Annotated in this window: 15 protein-coding genes; 6 read left to right on the top strand and 9 right to left on the bottom strand. The window is 59.8% G+C overall.

The window, feature by feature from the left end:
- Positions 1-204 precede the first annotated feature (204 nt).
- A complete protein-coding gene (locus BI292_RS10290) occupies positions 205-831 on the top strand; it encodes a response regulator transcription factor (RefSeq protein ID WP_092278639.1) in 627 nt (208 codons plus the stop codon).
- Between the two features lie 43 nt (positions 832-874).
- Here the strand turns inward: BI292_RS10290 and BI292_RS10285 are convergent, their stop codons facing one another.
- The 8 genes from BI292_RS10285 to metG all read right to left on the bottom strand — a co-directional run bounded on the left by BI292_RS10285 (position 875) and on the right by metG (position 7,962).
- On the bottom strand, positions 875-1,054 hold the full coding sequence (locus BI292_RS10285; RefSeq protein ID WP_092278641.1) for a PA3496 family putative envelope integrity protein: 180 nt from the start codon (positions 1,052-1,054) through the stop codon (positions 875-877).
- A gap of 106 nt (positions 1,055-1,160) precedes the next feature.
- Positions 1,161-1,799 (bottom strand): endonuclease III, encoded by a 639-nt coding sequence (nth, locus tag BI292_RS10280; RefSeq protein WP_092278643.1) that lies wholly within the window; start codon positions 1,797-1,799, stop codon positions 1,161-1,163.
- On the bottom strand, positions 1,796-2,404 hold the full coding sequence (locus tag BI292_RS10275; protein ID WP_101207809.1) for an Rnf-Nqr domain containing protein: 609 nt from the start codon (positions 2,402-2,404) through the stop codon (positions 1,796-1,798). The genes nth and BI292_RS10275 overlap by 4 nt, the downstream gene beginning before the upstream one ends.
- Positions 2,397-3,008, bottom strand: a complete 612-nt coding sequence (locus tag BI292_RS10270; protein WP_101207808.1) for an RnfABCDGE type electron transport complex subunit G — start codon at positions 3,006-3,008, stop codon at positions 2,397-2,399. The genes BI292_RS10275 and BI292_RS10270 overlap by 8 nt, the downstream gene beginning before the upstream one ends.
- Positions 3,005-3,997 carry an RnfABCDGE type electron transport complex subunit D gene (locus tag BI292_RS10265; protein WP_101207807.1) on the bottom strand — a complete coding sequence of 331 codons (993 nt, stop codon included), beginning with the start codon at positions 3,995-3,997 and terminating at the stop codon, positions 3,005-3,007. Before BI292_RS10265 ends, BI292_RS10270 begins: the two co-directional genes overlap by 4 nt.
- Positions 3,984-5,216, bottom strand: coding sequence for an electron transport complex subunit RsxB (gene rsxB, locus BI292_RS10260; RefSeq protein WP_101207806.1), 1,233 nt, complete (start codon positions 5,214-5,216; stop codon positions 3,984-3,986). Before rsxB ends, BI292_RS10265 begins: the two co-directional genes overlap by 14 nt.
- Complete coding sequence (locus BI292_RS10255) at positions 5,213-5,782, bottom strand: Rnf-Nqr domain containing protein (protein ID WP_101207882.1); 570 nt, start codon at positions 5,780-5,782, stop codon at positions 5,213-5,215. Before BI292_RS10255 ends, rsxB begins: the two co-directional genes overlap by 4 nt.
- Positions 5,783-5,910: 128 nt before the next feature.
- Positions 5,911-7,962, bottom strand: a complete 2,052-nt coding sequence (gene metG / locus BI292_RS10250) for a methionine--tRNA ligase (protein ID WP_092278653.1) — start codon at positions 7,960-7,962, stop codon at positions 5,911-5,913.
- A gap of 315 nt (positions 7,963-8,277) precedes the next feature.
- On the opposite strand from metG, the gene apbC reads away from it, so the two are divergent.
- Complete coding sequence (gene apbC, locus BI292_RS10245; protein WP_101207805.1) at positions 8,278-9,372, top strand: iron-sulfur cluster carrier protein ApbC; 1,095 nt, start codon at positions 8,278-8,280, stop codon at positions 9,370-9,372.
- A 139-nt stretch (positions 9,373-9,511) separates the two neighbouring features.
- Here the strand turns inward: apbC and BI292_RS10240 are convergent, their stop codons facing one another.
- Entirely contained in the window at positions 9,512-10,270 is a 759-nt protein-coding gene (locus BI292_RS10240; RefSeq protein WP_101207804.1) for an SDR family oxidoreductase, read from the bottom strand.
- 164 nt (positions 10,271-10,434) lie between these two features.
- Here BI292_RS10240 and BI292_RS10235 point away from each other — a divergent pair, with 164 nt between their 5' ends.
- The 4 genes from BI292_RS10235 to groL all read left to right on the top strand — a co-directional run bounded on the left by BI292_RS10235 (position 10,435) and on the right by groL (position 13,943).
- A complete protein-coding gene (locus BI292_RS10235; protein ID WP_092278659.1) occupies positions 10,435-11,166 on the top strand; it encodes a HugZ family protein in 732 nt (243 codons plus the stop codon).
- A gap of 66 nt (positions 11,167-11,232) precedes the next feature.
- The gene (locus BI292_RS10230; protein WP_092278661.1) at positions 11,233-11,709 is read left to right on the top strand and encodes an FxsA family protein; all 477 of its coding nucleotides are present in this window, start codon (positions 11,233-11,235) and stop codon (positions 11,707-11,709) included.
- A gap of 247 nt (positions 11,710-11,956) precedes the next feature.
- On the top strand, positions 11,957-12,250 hold the full coding sequence (locus tag BI292_RS10225; protein ID WP_019827816.1) for a co-chaperone GroES: 294 nt from the start codon (positions 11,957-11,959) through the stop codon (positions 12,248-12,250).
- A 49-nt stretch (positions 12,251-12,299) separates the two neighbouring features.
- Positions 12,300-13,943: a chaperonin GroEL gene (groL, locus tag BI292_RS10220; RefSeq protein ID WP_092278663.1), complete on the top strand. Its 1,644-nt coding sequence runs from the start codon at positions 12,300-12,302 to the stop codon at positions 13,941-13,943.
- Positions 13,944-14,261: the final 318 nt, after the last annotated feature.

The following is a 14,261-nucleotide window of genomic DNA, read 5'->3' as shown; positions in this document are numbered from 1 at the left end:
AAAAAATCTGCACCTTACGAGTCATCTCTCGGATGCGACGTTTTCTCACCCATTACATTCAGGGTTTTCTTGTAGGAATAATCCGCGTTAATTGTAGGGAATGTCTCTCGCTGTAGGTGCTTGGGGGGGGCGGCGTCCCATGGGCGAAACGACTACGTTATTGTGCGGGCTCTAAAAATTCGAACAGCGAAATTGGACTTGCCCATGAATAAAGTGCTGATCGTGGATGATCACCCCGTCATTCGTCTTGCGGTGCGTTTGCTAATGGAACGTCATGGCTACGAAGTCGTCGCAGAAACAGATAACGGTGTCGATGCATTGCAACTTGCGCGTGAACATATGCCGGATATTGTCATCCTGGATATTGGCATACCGAAGCTCGACGGACTTGAAGTCATCGCGCGCCTGACATCCGTGCAACTGCCTTTGAAAGTATTAGTGCTGACCTCGCAGGCGCCGGGGCATTTTTCAATGCGCTGCATGCAGTCGGGGGCTGCCGGTTATGTATGCAAACAACAAGATCTGACGGAACTGCTGAGTGCAATAAAGGCTGTATTGTCAGGTTATAGTTACTTTCCCAATCAAGCGTTGCATACCGTCCGTGCAAGTCTGGGCAATGCCAGCGAAGCGGATATGGTTGATCGATTGTCAGGCCGGGAAATGATGGTGCTGCAACAACTGGCTCGGGGTAAGACCAACAAGGAAATCGCCGATGGCATGTTCCTCAGCAACAAGACTGTCAGCACTTACAAGACACGTTTGTTGTTGAAACTTAATGCACGGTCGCTGGTGGACCTGATCGAACTGGCGCAGCGCAATGGACTGGTTTAATGGCAGCAAAGAAAAAGCCTCCGTTTCGGGAGGCTTTCAGGTGTCATAGATCAAAATCGTAATCGGCCAACTGCTTTTGCAATCGGCGCTCCTCCAGCAGATTGTCGATGGTGCGGCGCTTGCTCAGGTTGGTTTTCGCGACCTCGACCACCGGTTCAGCGTCATCGGCCTCAACGGGGGTGAAGTCTTCTTCCACTTCCAATTGCTCTTTGCCAGTACTCATTTTGTTACTCCAGGCCAAGAGTGCCTTTGGCGCTCCTTATATCGACATTCTCCCGGCGGGTAAAAAAGATTTTTTCAATCGATAAATCAATAAAGCTAATAGCGCCTCAATCGTCCGAGGTCTTTTGCTTGTACTCGCACAAATCCTCGATCCGGCAACTGCCGCAGCGAGGCTTGCGCGCCAGGCACACGTAGCGCCCATGGAGGATCAGCCAGTGATGTGAATCGAGCAGAAACTCCTTGGGCACAAACTTCATCAGCTTCATTTCCACTTCGACCACGTTCTTGCCCGGGGCAATGCCGGTGCGGTTGCTGACGCGGAAAATGTGCGTGTCCACCGCCATGGTCAGTTGCCGGAATGCTGTATTGAGCACCACGTTGGCAGTCTTGCGGCCCACACCGGGCAAGGCTTCGAGCTCCTCGCGGGTCTGCGGCACTTCACCGCCGTGGCGCTCGACCAGCAAGCGGCAAGTCTCGATGACATTTTTCGCCTTGCTGTTAAACAGGCCAATGGTCTTGATGTAGTGCGACAGACCCTCGACGCCCAATGCGTAAATCGCCGCCGGGGTGTTGGCCACCGGGTACAGTTTGGCCGTGGCTTTGTTGACGCCGACATCGGTGGACTGCGCCGACAGAATCACCGCGATCAGCAATTCGAACGCCGAGGAATAGGCCAGCTCGGTCTTCGGTTCCGGGTTGTCTTCGTGAAGCCTGCGAAAAATTTCGTAACGTTTTGCGGCATTCATGGATGATGCGTTTCCTCGAAAGCGGTCGATTGTGAAGGCGTTGGGCGGACCCAGGCTTGCCACCCGGCGATCAATAATCCCAACAGGATAAATCCGCCAGGGGCGAGGGTGGCCAGGCGCAAACCGCCGTCGGCATTCAGCACCAGGCCTGGCCAATCTGCCGCGCCGGTCAGCCACGACAGATGCGCCGCCAACGTGCCGTTGCCGAAGAGTTCGCGCAGCACACCCATGACCAGCATGAGCACGACGAACCCGCCGCACAGACGCATTCGATCACGCTGTGGGCTGCGGAAAAAACCGTTGTACTCCAGCACCACGCATTGCAGCGCGATCAGCCCGGCGTACATTCCCAAATGTTGCTGCCATTGCAGCGACCACGCTTGCCCGGCGATTTGCGCGCAACTGGTCAGCGTCGCCGCCAGCAAAACCGCGGCGGGCAGACAAGCCCATGGCGCGAGGCGCGAGCGCAGTGGCGCCATCGCCACGCCAAACAGCGCAATCACCAGCAGCAACATCAGGCTCACGCCCATCGCGCTCATCAGCGAACCGGTGGCGCCGATCAGCGGCAGCAGCATTAGCGAGTTCTGCAAACCTGGTTTATTCATTGGCAACGCTCCCGACCAGTGTTTGCCGATGTTCATCGAAGTAGCGCAACGCGTCATGGATCGCATTGATCACGGCCCTTGAAGTCGTGGTCGCCCCGGCGATCTGATCAAATTGCCCCTGATCCTTTTTTAACCGCCAACCGCTATCAACAGGATCGTTACGCGACTTGCCGCTGAAGCTCTGCAGCCAGGTATTTGGCCACTCGGCAATCCGTCCGCCCAAGCCTGGGGTTTCCGATTGCTTGAGGGTTTTCACCCCCAGCAGTTTGCCGTTGGCATCGATGGCAATCAGCAACTCGATGCTGGCGGTGTAGCCCGTAGTTTGGCTGCGCAGCAGCACGGCGCTGGTTTGACCGGCATGGGTCGCCCGGTAGCCCGCCAGCAATGTGCTGGTGCTCAGCGAGACTTTGTCGAGCGCCAACGGTTGGTCCAGCGGCTGGTTGTCGTAGCTGGCGGGCGGCAGCATATCGAGCAGGGTGCGGCTGTCGATCTGCCGTTGTTCGCTGGCGATACGCGCCGTGCTCAGGTGTTGCAGCGCGTAAGTCCCGCCGAGCCCCAGCCCGGCCACCAGCAGCAACGTCGCAACACTCGTGGCCCGGTTCATGAGGCGATTCGCTGCTGGCGTGCGACGACAAACCGGTCGAGTGCCGGCACGCACAGGTTCATCAGCAGCACGGCAAACGCGACGCCATCGGGGTAGCCGCCCCACGTCCGAATCAGGTAGGTCAGCAGCCCGACGCCGACCCCGAACAACAACCGCGCGCCGGGGTTTTTGGCGCCGGACACCGGTTCGGTGACGATGAAGAACGCGCCCAACATGCTTGCGCCGCTGAGCAGATGAAACAGCGGCGAACCGTTCGAGTCGGAGCCCGAACCGTTCCAGCACAGCAGGCTGATGACGAACAGGCTGGCGAGCATGCCGACTGGCGCATGCCAAGTGAACACGCGGCGTTGCAGCAAAAATACGCCACCGGCGAGAAACGCCAGGTTGAGCCATTCGACGCCGCGCCCGCCGAACCGCCCGAACGCCGAATGGCTGGCGAACAGTTCATCAATGGTCAGGCTTTTATTGACGCGCAATGCGTCCAGCGCCGTCGCTTGAACCCAGGCGTCCGGCGTCTGGCTGAGGCTGAAACCGAAAATCTGCTGCAGGCCGGTGACCAAATCCACGCCATGCGCGGCCGGCCAATGGGTCATCGATTGCGGAAATGACACCAGCGCCAAGGCCACACCGAGCATCGCCGGGTTGAACGGGTTGCTGCCGACGCCGCCATACAAATGCTTGCCGAACAACAACGCTGCCGCCGCCGCGCTGACCGTCAGCCACCACGGGCAATAGGGCGGCAACGCCAGTGTCAGCAGTGTCGCGGTGACCAGCGCGCTGCCGTCGCTCAAGCTCGATTGGATTGACCGCTGGCGCAGTTTGATCACGGCGGCTTCGACCGCCAATGCGGTCAGCGCGGCCAGCATCAGGTTGATCAGAACGCCCCAGCCGTACAACCAAAACATCACCAGCAGGCCCGGCGCAGCGGCGAGCAATACCAGTTTCATCGCCTGCTGCAGGCGTTGATCCACCGATTCAAGGGGCGACATGAGCCTCCACTTGCCGTTCGGCTTGCGCTAGTCGGGCGCGGGCCTTTTCAAGCACTTCGCTCGGCGTATCGGCTTGCCGCTCGAGTTTGCTGACGTCGGCGCGGGCGTAGGCCAATTCGGTTTTCAGTTGGCGAAGCTGATTGTTGATCGGGCGTTTTTCGACGCGCGTCAGTTCAGGCACCGGTTGCTCGCTGACGGCTTCCGCTTCATGCAAGGCTTGCTCGGCGTTGCTCAGCGCCTGCTGCAAAGCTTGAATCTGCGCTGCTGGCGCTTCGTGAGTCTGGGCTTTTTTCAGTTCGGCGCGACGCATCGCCAAGTGGATTTTCGCCCGTTTCAGCTCCGCGTCTTTCACCGGTGCTGCTGCTGTCGGCGTTGCCGGTTCTGGTGCCGACAGCGCTGGCGCAACACTTTCCAGTTGCGCCAAGGCGCGTTCGGCAACTTCAAACTGTTGTTGCAGGACGATCAGTTGCGATTGCTGTTCGAAGGTCGGCGGATGGCCGAAAGCTTTCAGCGATTTGTTCAGTTGCGCCCGACTCATCGCCACATCGATCTTGGCTTTTTTCAGCGCCGCGTCAGCCGTCGCGGCTTTCTGTGCGCGAACCCCCTCCAGCGCGGCTTGCACCGGATTGACCGCCGCCGCGCTTGGTTGCGCGGCACGCTGCGCGCGGGCCTGACGCTCGGCGATGCGCTGCTGTTCTTCGCGTTGCAGGCGTGCGTTGCGTTGCTCGAAGCGGCGCCGTGCGCGGTTGCGTTTGAGCGCCCGCGCCCGTTGTTCTTCAAGGCTGAAGGCCAAGCCACCGACAATCGGCAGCACCGTGGCCAGCGGCAATGGCTGCATTTCAATGCAGTCCACCGGGCAGGGCGCCACGCACAAATCGCAACCGGTGCATTCATCGACAATCACTGTGTGCATCAGCTTCGCCGCGCCGACGATCGCATCGACCGGGCAGGCCTGAATGCATTTGGTGCAACCGATACATTCGGCCTCGCGGATATACGCGATTTGCGCCGGCGCCGCGCCGCGACTGGTGTCGAGTTCGAGCACCGGCACCTGCAGCAATTCAGCGAGCGCGGCGATGGTTTCGGCGCCGCCCGGCGGGCACTTGTTGATTGCCTCGCCGCTGACGATGCCGGCGGCGTAGGGCTGGCATCCGGGGTGGCCGCACTTGCCGCACTGGGTCTGCGGCAGGAGGGCGTCGATGCGTTGAATCAGACTCATGTTTTGATCAGTCCACTGAATCCGAGAAAAGCCAATGCGAGCAATCCGGCGCCGATCAACTGGATCGGCAAGCCACGAAAGGGCAGGGGAACATCGTTGTCGAGAGTGCGTTGGCGCAAATCGCTGAACAGGCTCAGTACCAGCCAAAAGCCCAGCCCGGCGCCGAGGCTCAGCGCCGTGGCGTGCAGCAGTCCTTTATCATCCTCGGCATTGAGCAAGGTCAACCCGAGCACGCCGGCATTGCCGAGCAGCAACGGCCACAGGCCGTCGAAGGACAGTCCAGGTAGCGCCCGCGCGAGCAATTTCAGCAGCGGCGCGATCAGCAGAACGCTCAGCGGCAGAAACACAAACAGCCGCAACGCCGTCAGGTCCAGCGGCACCAGCAACCCGCGATAGAGCAAATCACCGAGCACGCCGACGATCAACATCAGGCTCGCCGTCGCCACGCCCAAGGCATGAACCTGCCGTCGTTCGGCGGCCAATAGCGGATCGACGCCCAGCGGCCATTGCAACACGAGGTTGTTGATCAGGGCGGCGCTGATAATCGTGAGGAGCAATGCGGTCATGATCGTGCCGGTCACTAAGGGCTGTGTGCCAAGGTCAGGCATTATCCGGCAAGGAAGGAGGGTGGGCCAGACATGAAAATCCCACAGTCGCACGGGGCACGACTGTGGGATCGGTTCAGCGCGAAATCTTACTTGATGCGTTGACCCGGCTTGGCACCGCTGTCAGGGCTCAGCAGGTAGATTTCTTCACCGCCAGGACCGGCGGCCATCACCATGCCTTCGGAAATGCCGAACTTCATTTTCCGTGGCTTGAGGTTGGCGATCATCATGGTCAGGCGACCATCGAGCTTGGACGGATCCGGGTAAGCGCTCTTGATCCCGGAGAACACGTTGCGTTGCTCGTCACCGATGTCGAGGGTCAGGCGCAGCAGTTTGTCGGCACCTTCCACGGCTTCAGCCTTGAGGATCAGCGCCACGCGCAAATCGATGGCGGCGAAGGCATCAAAGTCGATTTCCGGCGACAGCGGTTCCTTGAGCAGTTCACCGTTGCCGGCCGGTGCAGTTGCGCCGGTATCGGTGGCGCTGGCGGTCAGGTCTTCTTTCGAGGCGTCGGTCATGGCTTGGACTTTTACCGGGTCGATGCGGGTCATCAACGGTTTGAACTCGTTCAACTGATGATTGCTCAGCAGCGTAGCGTGGTCGTTCCAGGTCAGCGGCGCGACGTTGAGGAACGCCTCGGCGTCGGCGGCCAGCAGCGGCAGCACCGGTTTGAGGAAGATCACCAGTTGGCGGAACAGGTTGATGCCCAGAGCGCAAATGGCCTGGACTTCGTCGTGCTTGCCTTCCTGCTTGTTCAGCGACCACGGCGCTTTGTCGGCGATCCAGGCGTTGGCGCGATCGGCCAGGCCCATGATCTCGCGCATGGCGCGGGCAAAGTCGCGAGCCTCGTAGGCATCGGCGATGCTCGGCGCGGCGGCGAGGAAGGCGTCGGTCAGTTCCGGCGCGGCGTTGCCTTCGACCAGTATCCCGGCGTTGCCCTTCTGGATGAAACCGGCGCAACGGCTGGCGATGTTGACAACTTTGCCGACCAGGTCGGAGTTGACCTTCTGCACGAAGTCTTCGAGGTTCAGGTCGAGGTCATCGACGCCACGGCCCAATTTCGCCGCGTAGTAATAACGCAGGTATTCCGGCGACAGGTGATCCAGGTAAGTGCGCGCCTTGACGAAGGTGCCGCGAGACTTGGACATCTTCTGGCCGTTGACGGTCAGGTAGCCGTGGACGTTGATGCCGGTCGGTTTGCGCAAACCCGCACCTTCGAGCATCGCTGGCCAGAACAGCGCGTGGAAATTGACGATGTCCTTGCCGATGAAGTGGTACAGCTCGGCGGTGGAATCCTTGGCCCAGAACGCATCGAAATCCAGGTCCGGACGACGTGCGCAGAGGTTCTTGAAGCTGGCCATGTAGCCGATCGGCGCGTCCAGCCACACGTAGAAATATTTGCCCGGCTCGCCCGGAATCTCGAAACCGAAGTACGGTGCATCGCGGGAGATGTCCCACTGTTGCAGGCCGGCGTCCAGCCATTCGGCGATCTTGTTGGCGACGGCGTCTTGCAGGGTGCCGCTGCGGGTCCAGGCCTGAAGCATTTCCTGGAAGTCCGGCAATTTGAAGAAGAAGTGCTGGGAATCCTTGAGCACCGGGGTGGCGCCAGAGATTGCCGACTTCGGATCCTTCAAATCGGTCGGCGCGTAGGTCGCGCCGCATTTTTCGCAGTTGTCGCCGTACTGGTCTTCGGTGCCGCATTTCGGGCAGGTGCCCTTGATGAAGCGGTCGGCCAGGAACATTTTCTTTTCCGGGTCGAAATATTGCGTGATCGAGCGCTGGGCGATGTGCCCGGCGTCGCGCAGTTTCAGGTAGATCTGACTCGACAGCTCACGGTTTTCATCGGAGTGAGTGGAGTGGAAATTGTCGAAGTCGACCAGGAACTCGGCGAAGTCGGCGCTGTGTTCAGCCTGGACGTTGGCGATCAGTTGTTCCGGGGTGATGCCTTCCTTTTCCGCGCGCAGCATGATGGCCGAACCGTGGGCGTCGTCGGCGCAGACATAAATGCATTGATTGCCGCGGTGCTTCTGGAAGCGCACCCACATGTCGGTCTGGATATATTCCAGCATGTGGCCAAGATGGATCGAACCATTGGCATAGGGCAGGGCGCTGGTGACGAGGATCTTGCGTGGCTCGGACATGGGGCTCGGCTACTTGATGAAACGGAGGTCGGCCACTATAAAGCGCCGGGCAATAATTTTCACCCCCGCCACCTAAGGGCTCGTTGTGACAAACATGCTTTTGTGGCGAGGGGGCTTGCCCCGTTCGGCTGCGCAGCAGTCGTGAATCCAGACGACTCGGTCTGTCTGACAGATTGCAGGGGCGGCTCCGCCACCCAACGGGGGCAAGCCCCCTCGCCACAGGAAGCGCTCCAGCCAGAGTAATCTGTTCGCCACACATCCGTGTCCGGCGTACGATACCCGCCTGATTTTCCAGTCTTGCTATCGGAGTTGCCCATGAGCGCCGTCAATCGCGCAGCGGTGGAAGCCGTCCTTCGCCAATACACCGACCCTTATCTGAGCCAGGACCCGGTCAGCGCCGGGTGCGTGCGCAGTATCGAGATTCAGGGCGATCGCGTCAGCGTCCAGCTCGAACTCGGTTATGCCGCCGGCCTGTTCAAAAGCGGCTGGGCGCAGATGCTGGAAATGGCCATTCAAGGCCTCGACGGCGTGACTGCCGCGCGCGTCGAGATCACCAGCGTGATCGCCGCGCACAAGGCTCAGGCACAGATTCCGGGCCTGGCCAACGTCAAGAACGTGGTCGCCGTGGCCTCGGGCAAGGGCGGCGTCGGCAAGTCGACCACCGCCGCCAACCTTGCGCTGGCGCTGGCCCGCGAAGGCGCCAAAGTCGGGATTCTCGACGCCGACATCTACGGCCCGAGCCAAGGCATCATGTTCGGCATCGCCGAAGGCACGCGGCCGCAGGTCAAGGATCAGAAATGGTTCGTGCCTATCGTTTCTCACGGCGTTGAAGTGATGTCGATGGCGTTCCTCACCGATGACAACACGCCGATGGTCTGGCGCGGCCCGATGGTCTCCGGCGCCTTGCTGCAACTGGTCACGCAAACCGCGTGGGGCGACCTCGATTACCTGGTCATCGACATGCCGCCAGGCACCGGCGACATTCAGCTGACCCTGGCGCAGAAAGTCCCGGTGGCCGGCGCGGTGATCGTCACCACGCCGCAGGATCTGGCCCTGTTGGACGCGCGCAAAGGCGTGGAAATGTTCCGCAAGGTCAACATTCCGGTGCTCGGCGTGGTGGAAAACATGGCCGTGCACATCTGCTCCAACTGCGGGCATGCCGAGCATCTGTTCGGTGAAGGTGGCGGGGTCAAGTTGGCCAATCAGTATGGCGTCGAACTGCTGGCATCACTGCCGCTGGCGATGGATATCCGCGAGCAGGCCGACAGTGGCAAACCAACGGTAGTTGCCGAGCCGGACGGCCCGATTGCCCTGGTTTACCAGGAACTGGCGCGCCATGTCGGTGCACGGATCGTGTTGCAGGAAGCGGCAAGCCCGGCAATGCCGAACATCACCATCAGCGACGATTAATCGCGCAAAGGTATTTGTAGCAGCTGCCGAGGCACGAGGCTGCGTCGGGCTGCGCAGCGGCCCCGAGGGCGGCCCCCCAGGCGGTCCTGCGGACACGCAACGCAGCCTCGTGCCTCGGCAGCTGCTACAAGGTTTTGTTTTAGATGCGCAAGCCGCCGTCCATCTCCAGAATCCGTCCGGTGTAGTAGTCGTTCTCGAAGATATACGCCGCCGAATGGGCAATCTCATCCGGTTTGCCCATGCGCTTCAGCGGGATCCCGGATGTCATCTTCTCCAGCGCTTCCGGTTTCATGCCCAGGGTCATCTCGGTTTCGATAAAGCCTGGCGCAATGCCGGCGACGCGAATGCCGTAGCGCGCCAGTTCCTTGGCCCAGGTCACGGTCGCTGCGGCGACGCCAGCCTTGGCTGCGGAATAGTTGGTCTGGCCAACGTTGCCGGCACGCGAGATCGACGAAATATTGATGATCGCGCCGCTGTTTTTCAGCTCGACCATCTTCGCCGCGACCTCACGGGTGCACAGGAACACGCCGGTCAGGTTGACGTCGATAACCGCCTGCCATTGCGCCAGGCTCATCTTGGTCATCTCGCCGTCCTTGACCTTCAACAGCAGGCCGTCGCGCAAGATCCCGGCATTGTTGATCAAGCCGTGAATCGCGCCGAAATCTTCGGCCACTTGCGCGACCATGTGCATTACCTGTTCTTCATTGGCGACGTTGCACAAATAGGCGCGAGCCTCGACACCCTTGGCTTTGCACGCGGCAACCGTGTCGTCGAGCTTCTCCTGGTTTAGATCGACCAGCGCCAATTTGGCGCCTTTGCCGGCGAAATACTCAGCCATCGAACGGCCTAAACCCTGGCAACCGCCAGTGATAATGATTACTTTGTCAGTGAGTTGCATTCGCATGCCCCAATAGCAGGTCTGAGTGGTTGTCCTTGAAGAGGGCCTCTCGATCTGCGCCTGAAGTGGCCGGCTGCACATGAGAACTGCCCCGAGCGCGGCTGGAAACTTATTCCCAGGCGCCTGTCCGTTTTTTCGACGGATTCTATATAAGGAGTCATAAATTGAGCGTTGAAGCGGCCAAGAATGCACGAGAATTGCTTCTCAAGGAATACCGGGGCGTGTTGTCAACGCACTCCAAAGCCATGCCCGGTTTCCCGTTCGGCTCGGTGGTTCCCTACTGCCTCGACGAGCAGGGCCGGCCGCTGATCCTGATCAGCCGCATCGCCCAGCACACGCACAACCTGCAAAAAGACCCGAAGTGCTCGCTGTTTGTCGGTGAACGCGGGGCTGAAGATGCGCAAGCAGTCGGGCGCCTGACCTACCTCGCCCAAGCGCAGAAGCTTGAAGACGAGGCGGCCATCGAAGCGGCGGCCGGGCGTTATTACCGCTATTTCCCCGAATCGCAGAGTTACCACAAGGCTCACGATTTCGATTTCTGGGTGCTTGAGCCGGTGCGTCATCGCTACATCGGCGGTTTCGGCGCGATCCATTGGGTCGATCAATTAACCCTCGCCAACCCGTTCGCCGGCAAGGCTGAAGTGAGCATGGTCGAGCACATGAACGCTGACCACGCCAAGGCTATCGCGCACTACGTCGAACTGGCCGGTCTGCCGACGACCAGCCCGGCGCAACTGGCCGGCATCGACACCGAAGGCATGCACCTGCGCATCGGCCAAGGGCTCTACTGGCTGCCGTTTCAAGCGCCATGTAATACGCCGACACAAGTGCGCGAAGCCTTGGTTTTCCTGGCTCACGCCGAACATTGGCCGAAAAATGCAGAGGCCGACGCTTGAATTCACGAAACGGCGACGTCATCTAGGGAAGACTGGCAAGGCATTCTTGCGTTGAGGAACCATTAGATGCGCCCTTTTTTATTGCTCTTTGTACTGTTTCCGGTGTTGGAGCTGTTCGTATTCGTCAAGGTCAGCGGCGCGATCGGGTTTTTCCCGGCGCTGCTGCTAGTGATTCTCGGCTCGATGCTCGGCGTGTTCGTGCTGCGCATCGCCGGTCTGGCGACTGCGCTGCGAGCCCGGGAAAGCCTGAACCGCGGTGAACTGCCGGCGCAGACCATGCTCGAAGGCCTGATGCTGGCATTGGCCGGCGGCCTGTTGATCCTGCCGGGTTTCGTCACTGACGTGCTGGGTCTGATCATGCTGCTGCCGATCTCGCGTCGACTGCTGGCAAACAAGATGCGCCAGCGCGCCGAAGAGGCGGCGATCCGCCAACGCGCGTTCGCCGACGACCTGCAGCCGCGCGGCGGTCCCGCTCCGCGGCAGCCATTGACTCGCGAGCCGGATGTGATTGAAGGCGAGTTCGAACATCGCGATCCCAAGTAAAGCGTTTCAGCGACACGGCACCCTCGGGTGCCGTGTTCATTTGCGCCGCAAAAACACAAAAATTTTGTCTGTCCGCCCTTGTAATAAGCTTATGCGCCCTTATGTAACGGTCACCGCAAGGTTTCTGGCGAACACGCCAGACAGACTTCCGCGGTTCGCTTGACGAACCGCACCCGGCACCGCCGGATTTGTTAAACCCGCCGGGAACACACCGGCCGATGAAAACCACAATTAGGAGAGATCGACAATGAAGCTTCGTCCTCTGCATGACCGCGTCGTCATCCGTCGCAGCGAAGAAGAAAAGAAAACCGCTGGCGGTATCGTCCTGCCAGGTTCGGCTGCTGAAAAAGCCAACAGCGGCGAGATCCTCGCTGTCGGTACCGGCCGCGTGCTGGACAACGGTGAAGTGCGCGCACTGGCCGTTAAAGTGGGTGACAAGGTTGTGTTCGGTCCGTACTCCGGCAGCAACACTGTGAAAGTTGACGGCGAAGACCTGTTGGTAATGGCTGAGAACGAGATTCTCGCTGTTATCGAAGGCTGATTCCCCGCTCATTTTCCCGCTACTACAAAGTATTTAAGGAATATCGATCATGGCTGCTAAAGAAGTTAAATTCGGCGATTCCGCCCGCAAGAAAATGCTCGCCGGTGTCAACGTCCTGGCTGACGCAGTAAAAGCGACCCTGGGCCCTAAAGGCCGTAACGTGATCATCGAGAAGAGCTTCGGCGCTCCGACCATCACCAAGGACGGCGTGTCCGTCGCCAAAGAAATCGAGCTGAAAGATCGCTTCGAAAACATGGGCGCGCAGCTGGTCAAAGACGTTGCCTCCCGTGCCAACGATGACGCAGGCGACGGCACCACTACCGCTACCGTTCTGGCTCAATCGATCGTCAACGAAGGCCTGAAAGCCGTCGCTGCCGGCATGAACCCGATGGACCTGAAGCGCGGCATCGACAAAGCGACCATCGCTATCGTCAAAGAGCTCAAAGCCCTGTCCAAGCCTTGCGCTGACACCAAGGCCATCGCTCAGGTCGGCACCATCTCGGCCAACTCCGACAACTCCATCGGCGACATCATTGCCGAAGCCATGGAAAAAGTCGGTAAAGAAGGCGTGATCACCGTTGAAGAAGGCTCGGGCCTGGAAAACGAACTGTCGGTTGTTGAAGGCATGCAGTTCGACCGTGGTTACCTGTCCCCGTACTTCGTCAACAAGCCGGAAACCATGACCGCCGAGCTCGACGGTCCGCTGATCCTGCTGGTCGACAAAAAGATCTCCAACATCCGCGAAATGTTGCCAGTACTGGAAGCCGTTGCCAAAGCCGGCCGTCCACTGCTGATCGTTGCTGAAGACGTTGAAGGCGAAGCCTTGGCGACTCTGGTTGTGAACAACATGCGTGGCATCGTCAAGGTTGCAGCCGTCAAGGCTCCAGGCTTCGGCGACCGTCGCAAGGCAATGCTGCAGGACATCGCTGTTCTGACTGGCGGTACCGTTATCTCCGAAGAGATCGGCCTGAGCCTGGAAAGCACTACCCTGGAACACCTGGGTAATGCCAAGCGCGTGATCCTGTCCAAAGAAAACACCACCGTGATCGACGGTGCTGGCGTTGAGACTGATATCCAGGCTCGCGTTCTGCAGATCCGTCAGCAAGTGGCTGACACTTCGTCCGACTACGACCGTGAAAAACTGCAAGAGCGTCTGGCCAAGCTGTCCGGCGGCGTTGCAGTGATCAAGGTTGGCGCTGGTTCCGAAGTTGAAATGAAAGAGAAGAAAGCCCGCGTTGAAGACGCCCTGCACGCAACCCGTGCAGCCGTTGAAGAAGGCGTGGTACCTGGCGGCGGCGTGGCACTGGTTCGCGCTCTGCAGGCTATCTCCGAACTGAAAGGCGACAACGCCGATCAGGACGTGGGTATCCAGTTGCTGCGTCGCGCTGTTGAAGCGCCACTGCGCCAGATCGTTGCCAACTCCGGCGACGAGCCAAGCGTAGTAGTCGACAAGGTCAAGCAGGGTTCGGGTAACTACGGTTACAACGCTGCTACCGGCGAATACGGCGACATGATCGAAATGGGTATCCTCGACCCGGCCAAAGTGACTCGTTCGGCTCTGCAGGCAGCGGCTTCCATCGCCAGCCTGATGATCACGACCGAAGCCATGATCGCCGAGATCAAGGAAGAAGGCTCTGCTGGCGGCGGCATGCCAGACATGGGCGGTATGGGCGGCATGGGCGGCATGATGTAAGCCAGCCCCACCCGTACACAAAAACCCCGCTGGCGTTAAGCCCGCGGGGTTTTTTATTGCCCGGCATTCCATCCCACCTCGGTCGAGTGTAGGAGCGAGGCTTGCCCGCGAAAGCGGTCTTCCAGCCAAGATTGATGTTGGACGTGCCGGCCCCTTCGCGGGCAAGCCTTGCTCCTACAGGGATTGTGGTGATCCACCAATCGCCGATCCACCACAGATCACCTGTAGGAGTGAGCCTGCTCGCGATAGCTGACTACCCGTCAGCATTGAAGTGACTGACCCACTGCCATCGCGAGCAGGCTCACTCCCACATTGGAA

It is taken from the genome of Pseudomonas sp. 43NM1 (genome assembly GCF_002836905.1).
In the GTDB taxonomy this organism is placed as follows: domain Bacteria; phylum Pseudomonadota; class Gammaproteobacteria; order Pseudomonadales; family Pseudomonadaceae; genus Aquipseudomonas; species Aquipseudomonas prosekii.
The sequence above is the reverse complement of the archived record's forward strand: the minus strand, read 5'-3'. Positions and strand labels throughout refer to the sequence as shown.

What these genes read in the sequence shown, in the direction of transcription:
- BI292_RS10225 (WP_019827816.1), top strand. Translation starts at nt 11,957, where the DNA reads ATGAAGCTTCGTCCTCTGCATGACCGCGTCGTCATCCGTCGCAGCGAA.
- BI292_RS10270 (WP_101207808.1), bottom strand. Translation starts at nt 3,008, where the DNA reads ATGAACCGGGCCACGAGTGTTGCGACGTTGCTGCTGGTGGCCGGGCTG.
- BI292_RS10290 (WP_092278639.1), top strand. Translation starts at nt 205, where the DNA reads ATGAATAAAGTGCTGATCGTGGATGATCACCCCGTCATTCGTCTTGCG.
- groL (WP_092278663.1), top strand. Translation starts at nt 12,300, where the DNA reads ATGGCTGCTAAAGAAGTTAAATTCGGCGATTCCGCCCGCAAGAAAATG.
- BI292_RS10275 (WP_101207809.1), bottom strand. Translation starts at nt 2,404, where the DNA reads ATGAATAAACCAGGTTTGCAGAACTCGCTAATGCTGCTGCCGCTGATC.
- BI292_RS10240 (WP_101207804.1), bottom strand. Translation starts at nt 10,270, where the DNA reads ATGCAACTCACTGACAAAGTAATCATTATCACTGGCGGTTGCCAGGGT.
- rsxB (WP_101207806.1), bottom strand. Translation starts at nt 5,216, where the DNA reads ATGAGTCTGATTCAACGCATCGACGCCCTCCTGCCGCAGACCCAGTGC.
- nth (WP_092278643.1), bottom strand. Translation starts at nt 1,799, where the DNA reads ATGAATGCCGCAAAACGTTACGAAATTTTTCGCAGGCTTCACGAAGAC.
- BI292_RS10285 (WP_092278641.1), bottom strand. Translation starts at nt 1,054, where the DNA reads ATGAGTACTGGCAAAGAGCAATTGGAAGTGGAAGAAGACTTCACCCCC.
- BI292_RS10230 (WP_092278661.1), top strand. Translation starts at nt 11,233, where the DNA reads ATGCGCCCTTTTTTATTGCTCTTTGTACTGTTTCCGGTGTTGGAGCTG.
- BI292_RS10265 (WP_101207807.1), bottom strand. Translation starts at nt 3,997, where the DNA reads ATGTCGCCCCTTGAATCGGTGGATCAACGCCTGCAGCAGGCGATGAAA.
- apbC (WP_101207805.1), top strand. Translation starts at nt 8,278, where the DNA reads ATGAGCGCCGTCAATCGCGCAGCGGTGGAAGCCGTCCTTCGCCAATAC.
- metG (WP_092278653.1), bottom strand. Translation starts at nt 7,962, where the DNA reads ATGTCCGAGCCACGCAAGATCCTCGTCACCAGCGCCCTGCCCTATGCC.
- BI292_RS10255 (WP_101207882.1), bottom strand. Translation starts at nt 5,782, where the DNA reads ATGACCGCATTGCTCCTCACGATTATCAGCGCCGCCCTGATCAACAAC.